Source organism: Kribbia dieselivorans NBRC 106261 (assembly GCF_001552435.1).
In the GTDB taxonomy this organism is placed as follows: Bacteria; Actinomycetota; Actinomycetes; order Actinomycetales; family Dermatophilaceae; genus Kribbia; species Kribbia dieselivorans.
The window spans coordinates 1-16,286 of record NZ_BCRE01000148.1 but is presented as its reverse complement, the minus strand read 5'-3'; the positions used below and the strand labels follow the sequence as shown (position 1 = coordinate 16,286).

13 protein-coding genes and 1 pseudogene are annotated in these 16,286 nt (G+C 68.6%); 9 read left to right on the top strand and 5 right to left on the bottom strand.

Features of this window, described 5'->3' with window-relative positions; translation table 11 throughout:
* Positions 1 to 908: pseudogene (locus tag KD1_RS12035) on the bottom strand (hypothetical protein); the annotation flags it as partial.
* A gap of 242 nt (positions 909 to 1,150) precedes the next feature.
* Between KD1_RS12035 and KD1_RS12030 the strand changes: the two are divergent.
* Positions 1,151 to 2,878 (top strand): fumarate hydratase, encoded by a 1,728-nt coding sequence (locus tag KD1_RS12030; protein ID WP_068402228.1) that lies wholly within the window; start codon positions 1,151 to 1,153, stop codon positions 2,876 to 2,878.
* Positions 2,879 to 2,934: 56 nt separating this feature from the next.
* The gene (locus KD1_RS12025) at positions 2,935 to 3,552 is read left to right on the top strand and encodes a carbonic anhydrase (RefSeq protein WP_068402230.1); all 618 of its coding nucleotides are present in this window, start codon (positions 2,935 to 2,937) and stop codon (positions 3,550 to 3,552) included.
* 224 nt (positions 3,553 to 3,776) lie between these two features.
* Here the strand turns inward: KD1_RS12025 and glmM are convergent, their stop codons facing one another.
* From glmM to rplM, 3 genes are all read right to left on the bottom strand, one after another.
* A complete protein-coding gene (glmM, locus tag KD1_RS12020; protein ID WP_068402226.1) occupies positions 3,777 to 5,129 on the bottom strand; it encodes a phosphoglucosamine mutase in 1,353 nt (450 codons plus the stop codon).
* Positions 5,130 to 5,291: 162 nt separating this feature from the next.
* On the bottom strand, positions 5,292 to 5,804 hold the full coding sequence (gene rpsI, locus KD1_RS12015; RefSeq protein WP_068402224.1) for a 30S ribosomal protein S9: 513 nt from the start codon (positions 5,802 to 5,804) through the stop codon (positions 5,292 to 5,294).
* A 24-nt stretch (positions 5,805 to 5,828) separates the two neighbouring features.
* On the bottom strand, positions 5,829 to 6,272 hold the full coding sequence (gene rplM, locus KD1_RS12010) for a 50S ribosomal protein L13 (protein ID WP_068402222.1): 444 nt from the start codon (positions 6,270 to 6,272) through the stop codon (positions 5,829 to 5,831).
* A gap of 320 nt (positions 6,273 to 6,592) precedes the next feature.
* Here rplM and KD1_RS12005 point away from each other — a divergent pair, with 320 nt between their 5' ends.
* A complete protein-coding gene (locus tag KD1_RS12005; protein ID WP_068402220.1) occupies positions 6,593 to 7,162 on the top strand; it encodes an ArsR/SmtB family transcription factor in 570 nt (189 codons plus the stop codon).
* 20 nt (positions 7,163 to 7,182) lie between these two features.
* Here the strand turns inward: KD1_RS12005 and KD1_RS12000 are convergent, their stop codons facing one another.
* Entirely contained in the window at positions 7,183 to 7,833 is a 651-nt protein-coding gene (locus KD1_RS12000; RefSeq protein WP_083542425.1) for a helix-turn-helix transcriptional regulator, read from the bottom strand.
* A 100-nt stretch (positions 7,834 to 7,933) separates the two neighbouring features.
* On the opposite strand from KD1_RS12000, the gene KD1_RS11995 reads away from it, so the two are divergent.
* The 6 genes from KD1_RS11995 to KD1_RS17215 all read left to right on the top strand — a co-directional run.
* Entirely contained in the window at positions 7,934 to 9,142 is a 1,209-nt protein-coding gene (locus tag KD1_RS11995) for a nitrate/nitrite transporter (RefSeq protein ID WP_068402216.1), read from the top strand.
* Between the two features lie 48 nt (positions 9,143 to 9,190).
* Entirely contained in the window at positions 9,191 to 12,946 is a 3,756-nt protein-coding gene (locus tag KD1_RS11990; protein ID WP_068402214.1) for a nitrate reductase subunit alpha, read from the top strand.
* An 11-nt stretch (positions 12,947 to 12,957) separates the two neighbouring features.
* Positions 12,958 to 14,544, top strand: coding sequence for a nitrate reductase subunit beta (gene narH, locus KD1_RS11985; RefSeq protein WP_068402212.1), 1,587 nt, complete (start codon positions 12,958 to 12,960; stop codon positions 14,542 to 14,544).
* Positions 14,544 to 15,353 (top strand): nitrate reductase molybdenum cofactor assembly chaperone, encoded by an 810-nt coding sequence (narJ, locus tag KD1_RS11980; RefSeq protein WP_083542424.1) that lies wholly within the window; start codon positions 14,544 to 14,546, stop codon positions 15,351 to 15,353. Before narH ends, narJ begins: the two co-directional genes overlap by 1 nt.
* The gene (narI, locus tag KD1_RS11975; protein WP_068402210.1) at positions 15,350 to 16,081 is read left to right on the top strand and encodes a respiratory nitrate reductase subunit gamma; all 732 of its coding nucleotides are present in this window, start codon (positions 15,350 to 15,352) and stop codon (positions 16,079 to 16,081) included. Before narJ ends, narI begins: the two co-directional genes overlap by 4 nt.
* On the top strand, positions 16,081 to 16,286 hold a 206-nt coding region (locus tag KD1_RS17215; protein WP_217995881.1), incomplete at its 3' end, for an NTP transferase domain-containing protein. The genes narI and KD1_RS17215, both read left to right, overlap by 1 nt.

Below are 16,286 nucleotides of genomic sequence, written 5' to 3'. Positions count from 1 at the left end.
GGGTTGTCGCTGTCATCGGCGTAGTGGTTCTCCGTGACCGAACCGGCCTCCACGTCCTGGCTCCGGCGCCGACCGTTAGGGTCAAGCTCGAACGTCGTCGTCTGCCCACCCCGAGTGATCGTCGCGACCTGGTCATCGTCGAAGTACCCCACCGTGACGTCACCGGTGGCGCCAGCATCGGCACTTGACGGCAGGTCCGCGGCCGGGACCGTGGTCTGTCGCCCGAACACGTCATACACGTAGGAGCCCTGACCGTTCACACCGGTCGTAGGCCGATCGGCCTGGTCGTAGGCGTACGTGCTCGACTCGACCTGCTGCCCGGCAGTCGGCTGCCTATTCGGACAGACCCCACCCAGGTCCGTGACCCGCTCCAACGCGGTACGCCGCCCGTTCGCGTCGAAGGTGTACGACCTGAGTTGACACGGCGCGGCCGCGCTCGCATCCGTCTCCGGCGTCAACGTCTGCCCCGTCACCGTCGCGGTACGCTCCAGCACCTGCGTCAGGCGGCCGGCGTGGTCATACCCGTACGCCAGGTCCGCCGCTAGCGCCCGGCCCACACTCGGCGCGCCGGGGTCGGTCGGGTCACCCACACCCGGCACCCCATCGAAGCCGGCCCCGGCACCGTTGAACTGACGCGCCACCCGACCCCCACCGTCGAACTGGCGCGTCCACGCCAGCCACGGCTGGTCCGCCACGGGCGTCCCCGGGGTCCACACCGTCTCACCGGCCTCGTCCGTGGACTCGGTCACGGGGGTGACCTGCCCGCTGTACGACAGGTCAACCTGGCTGCCCACGCCGTCGTACCCGGTGCGACGAACCACTCCGCCAGGCAGGTCCTCACGCGTCAACAATCCGCGCGACCCACGCGACACAACCGGCACGACCAACCCACCCCATCCAGACGCCATCCAGCAAACACCCCGTACCTTCCTCCCACCCCCCCACCCCCGCAACCACTCCAACACGCCATCCCACATTCCGGACGGCGACTCCCCATACAGATCTGCTCGACGCGTCGGCGCGAGACATCCGTACTCTGTTCACCGGGCAACCACGCGCGCGCAGTCGCTCGTCGGCGGCACCAACACCGAGCACGCAAGATCGCGCACGCCAGACCGAGCACACTAGACCGAGCACAAAGGAGATGGGCATGGCCGAGTTCGCCTACGAGGACCTCCTGCCAGTTGGCAAGGACGACACCCCCTACCGCAAGTTGACCAGTGAGGGTGTCGAGGTCGTCGAGGGCCCGGACGGGCTGTCCTTCCTCAAGGTGGCGCCCGAGGCGCTGACCTTGCTCGCGGAGACGGGGATGCACGACATCGCGCACTACCTGCGCCCGGCGCACCTGCAGCAGCTGGCGAACATCCTCGAGGACGAGGAGGCGAGCAACAACGACAAGTTCGTCGCCCTCGACCTGCTCAAGAACGCCAACATCGCCGCCGGCGGGGTGCTGCCGATGTGCCAGGACACCGGCACCGCGATCATCAAGGGCGAGCGCGGCCAGCGGATCCTCACGCCCGGCGTCGACGAGGAGGCCCTCGCGCGCGGCGTCTACAACGCGTACACGAAGCTGAACCTGCGCTACTCCCAGAACGCCCCGGTGACGATGTGGGAGGAGAAGAACACCGGCAACAACCTGCCCGCACAGATCGAGCTCTACGCCGACACCGCGCCCGGCGAGGAGAACACGTACCACTTCCTCTTCATGGCCAAGGGCGGCGGCTCGGCGAACAAGTCGTACCTCTACCAGGAGACCAAGGCGATCCTCAACCCGGACGCCATGATGACCTTCCTCGACGCGAAGATCCGCTCGCTCGGCACCGCCGCCTGCCCGCCGTACCACCTGGCCATCGCGATCGGCGGCACCTCGGCCGAGTTCGCGCTCAAGACCGCGAAGTACGCCTCGGCCAAGTACCTCGACACGCTGCCCACCGAGGGCAACGCCGCCACCGGCCGCGGGTTCCGCGACATCGAGATGGAACAGAAGGTCCTCGAACTCACCCAGAAGATGGGTATCGGAGCGCAGTTCGGCGGCAAGTACTTCTGCCACGACGTCCGCGTCATCCGCCTCCCGCGGCACGGCGCCTCGCTGCCCGTGGCGATCGCGGTGTCCTGCTCGGCCGACCGCCAGTGCAAGGGCAAGATCACCCCGGAGGGTGTCTTCATCGAGGAGCTCGAGTTCGAGCCCGGCCACTACCTGCCCCACCCGACCCACGAGGAACTGGCCGGCGACGCCTCGGCCGCGAACGAGTCCTCCGGTGTGAATGGTGGAACCGCGGTCGACGACGTCGTGAACATCGACCTTTCGCGGCCGATGGACGAGATCCGCGCGGAACTGTCGAAGTACCCGGTCAAGACGCGTCTGTCGCTGACCGGCACGCTCGTCGTCGCGCGCGACATCGCCCACGCGAAGATCAAGGAGCGCCTCGACGCCGGCGAGGAGATGCCGCAATACCTCAAGGACCACCCGGTGTACTACGCCGGGCCGGCCAAGACCCCCGAGGGCATGGCGTCCGGGTCGTTCGGCCCGACCACCGCCGGGCGGATGGACTCGTACGTCGAGCAGTTCCAGGGCGCCGGCGGGTCGATGGTCATGCTGGCCAAGGGCAACCGCAGCCAGCAGGTGACCAACGCGTGCGCCGCGCACGGCGGGTTCTACCTCGGCTCGATCGGTGGCCCCGCGGCGCGACTGGCGCAGGACTGCATCACTGCCGTCGAGGTGCTCGAGTACGCCGAGCTCGGCATGGAGGCGGTCTGGAAGATCGAGGTCCAGGACTTCCCGGCGTTCATCGTCGTCGACGACAAGGGCAACGACTTCTTCGCCTCGGTGACGAAGCCCGTGGCCATGACCATCCAGAAGAGAGAGGGCCTCCAGTGACGACTCCCCCCGGATACGAAATCCGCCCGACCACCCCGCGCGAGGCGTGGGACCGCATGGTCGAGGGCAACCGCCGCTTCGTCGAGGGGCACACGCTCCACCCGAACCAGGACGTCGCGCACCGCCAGACGCTCGCGGACGGGCAGGCCCCGTTCGCGGTGCTCTTCGGCTGCGGCGACTCCCGCGTGGCCGCTGAGATGGTGTTCGACCAGGGGCTCGGTGACCTGTTCGTCGTGCGCACCGCCGGGCAGGTCATCGACGCCACGGTGACCGGGTCGATCGAGTTCGGTGCCGAGATCCTCGGCACGCCGCTGATCGTCGTCCTCGGACATGACTCCTGCGGGGCGGTCAAGGCGGCGATGGAGTCGACCGACTCCGGAGCCATGCCTGGCGGCTACATCCGCGACCTGGTCGAGAAGGTCATGCCCTCGGTCGTGCAGGCGCGCGCGCACGGCATCACCGAGCCGAACGCGATCGGCGCGTGGCACGTGCAGCGCACCGTGCGCATGCTCGCCGAGCGCTCGACGATCATCTGGCGCCGCATCAAGGCCGGCAAGCTCGGCATCGTCGGTGTCGAGTACGCGCTGACCGACGGGGCCATCAACGTCGTCGCCCACCTCGGTGACCTCGGCGATCTGCCGAACGACATCAGCGAGGCGACCAACCTCAGCTGAGTTCGGCGCCTGCCTGACCATCTGGTCGTCGGGTGGGATCATGGATCTCACCCGAACGACCAGGTGGAGGCAGAATGACCGACCAACCCTGTCCGTCCCGCACGAGTGGCGACGACAATCCACCTCCGGCTCACATCACCGACGAGAATTGGCGCCGCTCGGCGGACGCCTTCCCAGACCTCGTGGATCCCGAGGTGATGGCCGCCGCCTGGCGGTGACCTACCTCAGTTCAGGGCCAGGCGAGACTGCACGACCTCGACGAGACGGTCGGCGCTGGCCTGCGCCTCCTCGTGGGTGCGGGCCTCGACCATGACGCGCACGACCGGCTCCGTGCCGGACTTGCGCAGCAGCACCCGGCCGCTGCCGGCCAGTGCCTCGGTCTCGCGGGCCACCGCCGACTGGAGCACCGTGTCGGTCCCGACCCGCTCCTTGTCGACGCCCTTGACGTTGATCAGCACCTGCGGCAGGCGCGTCATGACGGAGGCAAGTTCCTTGAGGGGCTTGCCCGTCTCGGCCACCCGCGACGCGAGCATCAGACCCGTCAACACACCGTCACCGGTGGTGCCGTGCTCGAGCATGATGACGTGCCCGGACTGTTCTCCGCCCAGGGTGTACGAGCCGCGACGCATCTCCTCGAGGACGTACCGGTCACCGACCGCGGTCTGCTTGACGAGGATGTCGGCGTCGTTCATCGCCAGGATCAGCCCGAGGTTGCTCATCACCGTCGCGACGAGGGTGTTCTCGGCGAGCTGACCGCGGTCACGCAGCGCGATCGCCAGGACGGCCATGATCTGGTCTCCGTCGACCTCGTTGCCCTCGTGGTCGATCGCCAGGCAGCGGTCGGCGTCCCCGTCGTGGGCGATGCCCATGTCGGCGCCGTGCTCGACCACCGCGCGCTTGAGCTGCTCGAGGTGGGTCGAGCCGAAGCCGTCGTTGATGTTCAACCCGTCAGGCCGGGCGCCGATGACCTCGACCTGCGCCCCCGCCAAACGGAACACCTCGGGAGAGACCGTGCTCGCCGCTCCGTGAGCCGCGTCGATGACGATCTTCAGACCATCGAGGTTGTGGGGCATCGAGCGCAGCAGGTGGGTGATGTAGCGCGTCGGGCCGTCGTGCATCGTCTGGATGCGACCGACCTCGGGTCCGGTGGGGCGCTCCCACGGCTCGCCGACCTGGGCCTCGATCTGGTCCTCGACCTCGTCGGCGAGCTTGTGGCCGTGCTTGGCGAAGAACTTGATGCCGTTGTCGGGCATGGGGTTGTGCGAGGCGGAGAGCATGACGCCGAAGTCGGCGCCGGCGTCCTCGACGAGGAACGCCACGGCCGGGGTAGGCAGGACGCCGGCGTCGTACACGTCCACTCCGGCGGAGGCGAGCCCGGCGACGACGGCGGCGCTGAGGAACTCGCCCGAGGCGCGCGGGTCGCGACCGACGATGGCCTTGGGGCGGTGGCTGCGGAAACCGCCGTCCAGCTCGCCGAAGACAATCGCGGCGGCGGTCGAGAGCTGCAACGCCAGTTCGGCGGTGATGGGGCCGTTGGCGAGCCCGCGGACTCCGTCGGTGCCGAACAGTCGTGCCATGTGGGTGCCATCCTTCTCAAGTGCGAGGGCGCCGCGACCCCTGATCGGAGCGCCGTGAGCATGAGGGACGATACCGCCCGCCGGGGGCGAACGCCGAAAGGGCGGCCCGTCGAAACGGACCGCCCTTCGGTATGTACGGAGCCATCGGCCCCGGAGCGCGGATCAGCGCTTGGAGTACTGCGGCGCCTTGCGGGCCTTCTTGAGACCGGCCTTCTTGCGCTCCGGGACGCGGGGGTCACGGGTCAGGAAGCCGTTCTTCTTCAGGGTGGCGCGGTTCAGCTCGGGGTCGACGCCGTTGAGCGAGCGGGCCACGCCGAGGCGGACGGCACCGGCCTGACCCGAGGGGCCACCACCGGAGACCCGCACGAGGACGTCGTAGGCGCCGTCGAGCTCGAGGACCTTGAGCGGCTCGTTGACGATCTGCTGGTGCACCTTGTTCGGGAAGTACTCCTCGAGGGTGCGGCCGTTGACCTTCCACACGCCGGTGCCCGGCACGATGCGGACGCGGGCGATGGCCTGCTTGCGGCGACCGGTGGCCGAGCCGGGGGCGGAGGCCGACGGGCGCGCGACGGGAGCGTCGTCACCGACCGGGCCGGTGGACTCGGAGGTGTACTCGGACAGCTCGATCTCGTCGGGCTCGACGTCGAGGTCGAAGTTCTCGGTGTTCTCAGTCATTGATCAGTTCCTTCGACCGGGCGCTTACTGGGCGACCTGGGAGATCGTGTAGGGCTGGGGCTGCTGGGCCTGGTGCGGGTGCTCGGCGCCGCGGTAGACCTTGAGCTTGGAGAGCTGCTGGCGGCCCAGCGAGTTCTTGGGGATCATGCCGCGGATGGCCTTCTCGACGGCCTTCTCCGGGTGCGACTCGAGCATCTCGGCGTAGGTGCGCGACTTCAGACCGCCCGGGTAGCCCGAGTGGCGGTAGGCGCGCTTCTGCTCGGCCTTGGCACCGGTCAGGGCAACCTTGTCGGCGTTGATGATGATGACGAAGTCGCCCATGTCCATGTGCGGGGCGAACGTCGCCTTGTGCTTGCCGCGCAGGAGCGTGGCGGCCTGGGACGCGAGGCGCCCGAGAACGACGTCAGTGGCGTCGATGACGTGCCACTGGCGGGTGATGTCACCCGGCTTCGGGGAATAGGTACGCAAGGCGTTTACCTCTACTCGTTCGGTGGTACTGGTGTGTTCGGTGGCGGCGCCCCGGGTGGGGCACCTGCGCCGCGAGCGCCCAGCGGGCGTGCACGTCAGTCGTCGACACGTCGGGAGGGTGACTCCGCAGTGGGCCGAAGCGGCTGGCGGCGCCCAGCGGTGGGGCGCGCGACACAACTCCTCCATGTTACGGGGCGGCGAGGCTGGGTGGAAATCGCGACTCGGACCCCATCTTGGGCCCGTGACCTGCACAAACGCGACCGCACGACGCTCCGGCACGGATCTTGTGCAAACAAATCATGCAAAGGTATTGTGCGCAAATGACCGATTCACGCGCCCGGCTGCGTGCCCTGGCTCACCCATTGCGCTCCCGCTTGGTGGCCCGGTTGCGGGCCGGGGGTCCGGCCACGGCGACCGACTTGGCCGCCGATCTCGGCACGAACTCCGGAGCGACGAGCTATCACCTTCGCGCGCTCGAGGCGGCCGGGGTGGTGCGAGACTCCGGCACCGGGACCGGGCGGCGCCGGGTGTGGGAGATCGTCGAGGCCGGACCCGATCCGCGGCCGGAACTCGCAGTGGGCGACCTCGAGGACGACGACGCCCAGGCCGGCCTCGACTGGCTCGAACGCGACTACGTCGACCACTTCACCGAGCAGGCGACCCAGTGGCTCGACCATGCGCCGGACTGGCCGCAGCGCTGGCAACTCGCCACGGGGGTGCATGACTGGATGGTGCTGGCCACCGACGAGCAGCTCCAGTCGATGCGCGCCGAGATCGATGAGGTCGTGAAGCGGTATCGCCGCGTCGGGCAGGGCAATCCGACCGCGCGGCGACTCGCGGTGTACTCGTTCGTGTTCCCGCTGGACATGGACCGCGCGCCCCGGGGGTAGCGTCACGTCAGCCGGGTGGTTCAGGAGCGGTCACGGGTCGGACGCAGGTGCAGCAGGCACGGTCCGGCGTCGTCGACGAGGTGCGGTTCGAGGTTCGCGGTGAGATCACCCAGTGGACCATCGCGCAGCCACTCACCGACCAGTGCCTCATGCATCGGACAGATCACCGACGTCGCGGCCTGCGCCGCCGCGAGATATGGGCACTGGTGCAGACGGATCGCCGCGGGGCCGGGCGGAGGATCGTCACTCGCCTCGGGGTCATCCACCTCCGGGTCGTAACCGGAGCGGTGCAGCGCCGCCACCAGCCCCTCGTACGAGTCGACGTGCCCCGACGCGAGCGCCCGGCCGATCCGCGCTCCGACCGCCCGTGGGTCATCGGCCGAACCCGCCACCTCCACCGCCAGCGCCGCGATGACATCCGCCTGCCGATGCGACCCCGCCCCCGCCAGGCTGTACAGCTGCGCCGGACGCCCCCGCCCCGTCGGCGCCGACATCCGACTCGACACCCACCCCCACGCCCGCAGGTCGGCGAGGTGCTCGCGCACCGTGTGCGGGTGGCGGCCGGTGCGGGCCACGAGTTCCTTGAGGGTGCACGCGTGCCCCGCCTGCTCGAGCGCGTCCAGGACCCGCTGGTGCGTCGCCGGCACCCCGCGATCAGTTCCGGACATCATTTTCGTGATTCTCCCCGCTGCACGTTGGCCTCACTTGTATGTTGAGCCACGGCAGGTTTTTTCATGGCCAGAACCGACAAATATGGTTCAGGAGAGTGGAATGACGACTGAGGCGACCCCGACCGGTCAGCGCACGCTCGCGCTGGTCATGGCCACGCTGGGCTTCGGCCTGAACTTCTGGGCCTGGGCGCTGTTGAGCCCGCTCGGCCCGATCTACGTCAAGGAGGGGCTGGCCTCCGACGCCGCCCTCATCGTCGCGACTCCCGTGCTCGTCGGGTCGCTCTTCCGAATCCCGATCGGTGCGCTGACCGACCGCTACGGCGGCCGCCTGATGATGCCGCTGATCTCGCTGATCACCGTCATCCCGGTGCTCTTCCTCGGGTTCATCGGGCAGTACAACTACACGACCCTGCTCATCGGCGGGTTCTTCCTCGGCATCGCCGGCACGACGTTCGCCATCGGCATGCCGTACGTCAACGCCTGGTTCCCGCCGGAGAAGCGCGGCCTCGCGACCGGCATCTACGGCGCCGGCATGGGTGGCACGGCGATCAGCGCGTTCACCACCGTGCGGCTGTACCAGAACGTGCACCACGTCGCTCCGTTCGTCATCACCGCGATCGTGCTGGTGATCTACGCCGTGGCCGCGTGGTTCCTCATGACGAACCCGCCCGGCTGGCAGCCGACGAAGCGCAGCGTCGTCGCCTCGATGACCGCGGCGGCGAAGATCCCGCTGACCTGGCAGGCCTGCTACCTCTACGCCGTCTCCTTCGGTGGCTACGTGGCGTTCAGCGTCTTCCTGCCGACCATGCTGAACCGCTGGTACGGCCTCGAGATCGCCGACGCGTCCAACCGCATGGCCGGGTTCGTCATCGTCGCGGTGCTGATGCGGCCCACCGGCGGCGTTCTGGCCGACAAGATCGGCCCGGTGAAGACCCTGCTCATCGGGTACGGCGCGGTCATCGTGGCTGCCGGGATCATCGCGATCCGACCCGACCTCATGTGGCTGGGTACGTCCGGTTACATCCTCATGGCCGCCGGCCTCGGCCTCGGTACCGGAGCGGTGTTCGCGCTCGTGGCGATCGCGTCCGACCCGTCGCAGGTCGGCTCGATCACCGGATTCGTCGGCGCCGCCGGTGGGCTGGGCGGGTTCGTGCCGCCGCTGCTCATGGCCGCGATCTGGAACGCCCGGGGCAGCTACTCCCTCGGCATCGTCCTGCTCGCCCTGGCCACCCTCGGAGCCGTGATCATCACCCTCGTCATCGGCCGCAGCGCCGCCGACCGCCGCGCCACCGCGCCCGCCAATGCCTGACCGCCAACGCCTCATCGCCATGCGTGAGGCCAACGAAGGAGCCCCCCGATGACCGTGCACGACACCGAGCGCACCTCGGCCTCTCCCGGGCTCGACGGCAGCCTGACGAACGCGCTCATCGGCACCCGCCGATTCTTCACCCCAAGCCAACGGATCTCCGCGGACAACCGGGAGGTGCACAAGGTCGGCGGCCGCTCGGGCGACTCCTTCTACCGGGACCGGTGGAGCCACGACAAGGTCGTGCGCTCGACCCACGGCGTCAACTGCACCGGTTCGTGCTCGTGGAAGGTGTTCGTCAAGGACGGCATCATCACGTGGGAGGCCCAGGAGACCGACTATCCCTCGACCGGGCCCGACCGCCCCGAGTACGAGCCGCGCGGCTGCCCCCGGGGAGCGTCGTTCTCCTGGTACACCTACTCCCCCACCCGGGTGCGCTACCCGTACGTTCGTGCGTCGCTGATCAACCTGTTCCGCGAGGCCAAGGCCGCGGCGCCGGGCCACGACCCGGTGCTCGCGTGGGGTTCGATCGTCGAGGACCCGGAGAAGGCGAAGCTGTACAAGTCGCAGCGCGGCAAGGGCGGTCTCGTGCGCGCGACGTGGGACGAGGCGGTCGAGATGGTCGCCGCCGCATACGTCTACACGGTCAAGGAGTACGGACCGGACCGGACGGTCGGTTTCTCCCCGATCCCGGCGATGAGTCAGGTGTCGTTCTCCTCCGGAGCGCGGTTCCACCAGCTCATCGGCGGCGCGATGCTCAGCTTCTACGACTGGTACGCCGACCTGCCGCCGGCCTCACCGCAGGTGTTCGGTGACCAGACCGACGTGCCGGAGTCCGGTGACTGGTGGGACGCGGCGTACCTGATCATGTGGGGCTCGAACGTGCCGCAGACCCGCACCCCGGACGCGCACTGGATGACCGAGGCGCGGTATCGCGGGCAGAAGGTCATCGCGGTCGCGCCGGACTACGCCGAGAACGTCAAGTTCGCCGACGAGTGGCTGGCGCCGCACCCGGGCACCGACGCCGCGCTGGCCATGGCGATGGGCCACACGATTCTCCGCGAGTTCTTCGTCGAGACGACCACGCCGTACTTCGACGCGTACACCAAGCAGTACACCGACCTGCCGTTCCTCGTCGCCCTCGAACGCAACGACGACGGAGCCCTCGTGCCGGGCAAGTTCGTCGTCGCCTCCGACCCCGACAGCGGCGCGACACCCGAGCGTGGCACCGAACACGCGGACTTCAAGCCGATGATGTTCGACACCGCCACCAGTGCGCCGGTCGTGCCGCCGGGCACGCTCGGGCACCGGTTCAGCGACGACGGCGTGGGCCGCTGGAACCTCGAACTGGGCGAGATCGACCCGGCCCTGTCGCTGTACGACCACCGCGACGACGTGGCCGAGGTACTGCTGCCGCGGTTCGACACCGCCGGTCAGGGCGGCCGCGGGGATGCCGTGCGCGGGGTGCCCGTTCGTCGCCTGGGTGACCGTCTCGTCACGACCGTGTTCGACCTGCTGTTGGCCGAGTACAACGTGTCTCGCCCCGGTCTGCCCGGTGACTGGGCGGCCGGGTACGACGACGCCGGAGCGCTGTACACGCCGGCGTGGCAGGAGACCGTCACCGGGGTGCCGGGCGAGGCCGCCGCGCGGATCGGCCGCGAGTTCGCCCAGAATGCGGTCGACTCGAAGGGCCGCTCGATGATCATCATGGGCGCCGGCACGAACCACTGGTTCCACTCCGACACGATCTACCGGACCTTCCTGACGCTGACGACGCTGTGCGGCACGCAGGGCGTCAACGGCGGCGGCTGGGCGCACTACGTCGGGCAGGAGAAGGTGCGCCCGATCAGTGGCTGGCTGCACCTGGCCAACGCCCTCGACTGGTCGCGGCCGCCGCGGCAGATGACCCAGACGACGTACTGGTACATGCACACCGACCAGTGGCGCTACGACCAGTTCGGGGCCGACACCCTCGCCGCGACGACCGGGCAGGGGAATCTGGCCGGCACGACCGTGGCCGACGCCGTGGCGCTGAGTCAGCGGCTCGGGTGGCAGCCGTACTACCCGCAGTTCGACATCAGTTCGCTCGATGTCGCCGACCGGGCCCAGGCGGCCGGTCAGGAGACCGTGCCCTACCTCGTCGACGCCCTCAAGAACGGGGAGATCAACTTCGCCGCCGAGGATCCCGACGCGTCGAACAACTACCCGCGCATCTGGTCGATCTGGCGGGCCAACACGCTGGGCTCGTCGGCCAAGGGTGACCAGTACTTCTTCCGGCACCTGCTCGGCGTCGACGACGCGGTGACGGCGGAGGAGACGCCCCCGGAGTTCCGGCCGCGCGACGTGAAGTGGCGCGACGAGGCTCCGGTCGGCAAGGTCGATCTCGTGCTCACGCTGGACTTCCGGATGACGACGCACACGATGCACTCCGACGTCATCCTCCCGGCGTCGACCTGGTACGAGAAGCACGACCTGTCGACGACCGACATGCACCCGTTCATCCACTCGTTCAACCCGGCGATCTCGAATCCGTGGCAGTCGCGCACCGACTGGGAGACGTGGTCGACGATCGCGAAGAAGTTCAGCGAGTTGGCGAAAACCCACCTCGGCACCCGCAAGGATGTCGTCGCGTTCCCGCTGCAGCACGACACTCCGGGTGAGATGGCGACGCCGCACGGCCGGGTGCGGGACTGGAAGCGCGGCGAGTGCGAGGCGGTGCCGGGCCTGACGATGCCCACGCTCGTCGAGGTCGAACGCGACTACACCGCGATCCACGACAAGTACACGACCATCGGGCCGCTGCTGGAGAACCTCGGCATGACGACCAAGGGCGTGACGTTCGACGTCAAGTCGTACGTCGAACGGTTGCGGCACCTCAACGGCGTCGCGCGTTCGGGGGCCGGCGCGGGGCAACCGCGGATGGACACGGACCTGCACGCGTGCGAGTACATCCTCAACCTGTCGGGGACGACGAACGGGCACATGGCGACGATGGGCTTCCAGACACTGGAGAAGCGCACGGGCATGCACCTGCACGACCTCGCCGCCGAGAACGAGGGCAAACAAGTCTCGTTCGCGGACACCCAGAACGCGCCGGTTCCGGTCATCACCAGCCCGGAGTGGTCGGGGTCGGAGACCGGCGGACGGCGGTATTCCCCGTTCACCATCAACGTCGAGCGCAAGAAGCCGTGGCACACGCTGACCGGTCGCCAGCACTTCTACCTCGACCACGATTGGATGCTCGAACTCGGTGAGGGATTGCCGGTGTTCCGGCCGCCGCTGGACATGACGGCGCTGTTCGGCGAGGTGCCGCTGGGGCAGACGCACGACCCGGGTGACAACGGGCACGCGGGCATCAGCGTGCGGTACCTGACCCCGCACAACAAGTGGGCGATCCACTCGATGTACATGGAGAACTTCTTCATGATGAATCTCTCCCGCGGCGGGCAGACGATCTGGATGAGCGTCGAGGACGCCGAGGCGGTCGGGATCGCCGACAACGACTGGATCGAGGCGGTCAACCGCAACGGCGTGGTCGCGGCGCGGGCCGTGGTCAGTCACCGGATGCCGAGGGGCACCGCGTTCATGCACCACGCCCAGGACCGCACGGTGAACGTGCCACTGACCCAACGCGACGGAAAGCGTGGGGGAATCCACAATTCGCTGACGCGGATCATGATCAAGCCCACGCATTTGGTCGGCGGCTACGGGCAGTTGTCCTTCGCGTTCAACTACTACGGCCCGACGGGCAATCAGCGCGACGAAGTCACCGTGATCCGCAAGCGCAGCGCGCCGGTCGAGTACTGAGGAGTGAACTGATGCGAGTGATGGCGCAGATGTCGATGGTCATGAACCTCGACAAGTGCATCGGTTGCCACACCTGTTCCGTGACGTGCAAGCAGGCGTGGACGAACCGGTCGGGCACCGAATACATCTGGTTCAACAATGTCGAGACGCGCCCGGGTCAGGGGTATCCCCGCGGCTACGAGGACCAGGAGAAGTGGCGCGGTGGCTGGGAGCTCGGGGCCAACGGCAAGCTCAAGCTCAAGGCCGGCGGGCGGGTCTCCAAACTCCTGCGACTCTTCTCCAACCCGAAGCTGCCGAGCATCGAGGACTACTACGAGCCGTGGACCTACGAGTACGACCGGTTGCTGAACTCGCCGGCGCAGGAGCAGATCCCGACCGCGCCGCCGAAGTCACTGCTCACCGGCGAGCGCGTGCAGATCTCGTGGTCGGGCAACTGGGACGACGACTTGGGCGGCACGTACGCGCACAAGGACAAGGACCCGATGCTCAAGGGCATCGAGGACAAGGTGAAGTTCGAGTTCGACCAGACCTTCATGTTCTATCTGCCGCGGATCTGCGAGCACTGCCTCAACCCCACGTGCGCGGCGTCGTGCCCGTCCGGGGCGATCTACAAGCGCTCCGAGGACGGCATCGTCCTGGTCGATCAGGACGGCTGCCGCGGCTGGCGCATGTGCGTCTCGGGCTGCCCGTACAAGAAGATCTACTTCAACCACCGCACCGGCAAGGCGGAGAAGTGCACGTTCTGCTATCCGCGCATCGAGCAGGGTGAACCGACGGTCTGTTCGGAGACGTGCGTGGGCCGGTTGCGCTATCTCGGCCTGGTGCTCTACGACGCCGACGCCGTGACGGCCGCCGCGAGCGTCGAGGACGACACCGCGCTGTACGAGGCGCAGAAGGACCTCATCCTCGACCCGTTCGACCCGGAGGTACTCGACGCCGCCAGCCGGGCGGGGATCCCGCACGACTGGATCATCGCGGCCCAGAAGTCGCCGATCTACAAACTCATCAAGGAGTACGAGGTCGCCCTGCCGCTGCACCCGGAGTACCGCACCATGCCGATGGTCTGGTACATCCCGCCGCTGTCGCCGGTGGTCGACGTCGTGCGCGACACGGGGTACGACGCCGAGGACGCCGAGACGCTCTTCGCCGCGATCGACACGTTGCGGATCCCCGTCGAGTACCTGGCCAACCTCTTCACCGCCGGGCACGTCGAGACCGTGGAACGGGTGCTCTACAAGATGGCGGCGATGCGGGCGTACATGCGCGACATCAACCTCGGCAACGCCCCGCGTGAGGGCATCGCCAACGCCGTCGGCATGGACGGAGCGTCGATGGAGGAGATGTTCCGGCTGCTCGCCATCGCGAAGTACGACGAGCGGTATGTCATCCCGCCCGGGCACCGCGAGTCGGCGCATCACCTGGAGGGGACGGTCGCTGAATGCCCGGTCGGGGAGGTGGCGAACATGTCGCTGCCGACCGAGTCGATGGGGATGCCGCGACCGGCCCGTGGCCGCACGAATCTCCTCAATTGGGATGGCCATGGCCGACCCGACGGCCTCTTCCCGGGCCGGACCGCGGCCTCGCCCGGAGGTGCGTGATGGGTCTGCTGACGAAGCTCCGTTTCGGTGGCGCGGCCGAGGTCGGCGACCCGCTGTTGGCGGCGGGCCTGAGCGTCGACGAGTTGCGAGCCACGTGGATCGCCGCGTCGTGGCTCATGTCGTACCCCACTGCGGAGTGTCGTGATCGGGCGTCGACGATCCGCTCGCTGGCCCTGGGGTTGCCGCAGCGGCAGCGTGACGGACTGTTGGCGACGCTCGATTCCGTGACGGCCGGGGCGCTGACCGAGGTCCAGTGCGCGTACGTCGACACGTTCGACACGCGTCGACGCGGCTGCCTGTACCTGACGTACTTCAGCCACGGCGACACCCGCCGGCGGGGCATGGCCCTGGTCGACATCAAGGAGGCCTACCGCGCCGCCGGCGTCGAGGTCGGCGACGAGGAGCTGCCCGATCATCTGCCCGTCGTGCTCGAGTTCGGCGCGGCGCATGATCCGGCCGCCGCGGCGCGCATCCTGCGGGCGAACCGGGCCGGGTTGGAGTTGCTGCGCCTGCATCTGCAGGACACCGGATCACCGTGGCACGGGGCGGTCGACGCGGTGACGGCGACCCTGCCGCCGCTGGCCGCCGAGGATCACGAGGCCGTGCAGCAGCTCATCGCCCAGGGTCCGGCCGACGAGAGCGTCGGGCTCGACGGCTACGGCGGTGCCGGGAGCGGCGGGTTCGGCGACGGCTGGGGTCACGACCTGGCCGATGACGCGCAGGCCCTCGCGGCGCGCACCGAGGCCGCCGGTCGGCCGCAGAGCTCCGGTCCTGTCCCCGTCGAGATCATGAGAGGTCCCCGGCCATGAACAACGCCACCACACTCGAGATCCTGGTCTGGGTGGTGCTCCCGTATGTCGTGCTGACGATCTTCGTCCTCGGTCACCTGTGGCGGTTCCGGTACGACCGGTTCGGGTGGACGACGCGTTCGAGCCAGATCTACGAATCGAAGCTGCTCTCGATCGGGTCGCCGCTGTTCCATTACGGCATCATCGGGATCTTCTTCGGGCACGTGGTCGGGCTGGGCATCCCGAAGTCGTGGACCGAGGCGATCGGTCTGCGGGAGGAGTGGTACCACCTCATGGCCGTGACCATCGGTCTGGCGGCCGCAGCAGCGTGTGTCGGCGGGCTGCTGATCCTCATCTACCGCCGCCGGACCAACTCGCGCGTCTTCGGGGCGACCACCCCGGGGGACAAGCTCATGTACCTCGTCCTCGCCGCCACGATCGGCTTCGGGGTGCTGGCCACGATCGCGCACTCGGCACTGGGTCACTACGACTACCGCGAGGGCGTGTCCGTGTGGTTCCGGGACTTCTGGACGTTCCAGCCGAACCCGGCGCTCATGTCCGAGGCACCGATCTTCTTCCAGTTGCACATTCTCTCGGCGCTCGCGCTGTTCGCGATCTGGCCGTTCACCCGGCTGGTCCATGTCTTCGCGACGCCGCTGGGGTACCTGACAAGGCCGTACATCGTCTACCGCAGCAAGGACGAGAAGACCTCGGCCCCACGGCGAGGCTGGGAGAAGATCGACTACTGATGGCAGATGGCGATACCTCGGTGGGCGGGCTTTCGGGCGCCCCTTCGGACGGGTTGACGGGCGGGCTCGCGGGCGGGTTGACCGGAGGGCTGGGCGCGATCGTCCTGGCCGGCGGCGAGGCCCGCCGGCTGGGCGGCCGATCGAAGCCGGACCTGCTCGTGGACGGACGCCGGTTGCTCGACATCGTGCTCGACGCGACCGCGTC

Bases quoted from the DNA above. Each gene is read 5' to 3' on its own strand.
- KD1_RS12030 (WP_068402228.1), top strand. From the start codon at position 1,151: ATGGCCGAGTTCGCCTACGAGGACCTCCTGCCAGTTGGCAAGGACGAC.
- KD1_RS12025 (WP_068402230.1), top strand. From the start codon at position 2,935: ATGGTCGAGGGCAACCGCCGCTTCGTCGAGGGGCACACGCTCCACCCG.
- glmM (WP_068402226.1), bottom strand. From the start codon at position 5,129: ATGGCACGACTGTTCGGCACCGACGGAGTCCGCGGGCTCGCCAACGGC.
- rpsI (WP_068402224.1), bottom strand. From the start codon at position 5,804: ATGACTGAGAACACCGAGAACTTCGACCTCGACGTCGAGCCCGACGAG.
- KD1_RS12005 (WP_068402220.1), top strand. From the start codon at position 6,593: ATGACCGATTCACGCGCCCGGCTGCGTGCCCTGGCTCACCCATTGCGC.
- KD1_RS12000 (WP_083542425.1), bottom strand. From the start codon at position 7,833: ATGATGTCCGGAACTGATCGCGGGGTGCCGGCGACGCACCAGCGGGTC.
- KD1_RS11995 (WP_068402216.1), top strand. From the start codon at position 7,934: ATGACGACTGAGGCGACCCCGACCGGTCAGCGCACGCTCGCGCTGGTC.
- KD1_RS11990 (WP_068402214.1), top strand. From the start codon at position 9,191: ATGACCGTGCACGACACCGAGCGCACCTCGGCCTCTCCCGGGCTCGAC.
- narH (WP_068402212.1), top strand. From the start codon at position 12,958: ATGCGAGTGATGGCGCAGATGTCGATGGTCATGAACCTCGACAAGTGC.
- narJ (WP_083542424.1), top strand. From the start codon at position 14,544: ATGGGTCTGCTGACGAAGCTCCGTTTCGGTGGCGCGGCCGAGGTCGGC.
- narI (WP_068402210.1), top strand. From the start codon at position 15,350: ATGAACAACGCCACCACACTCGAGATCCTGGTCTGGGTGGTGCTCCCG.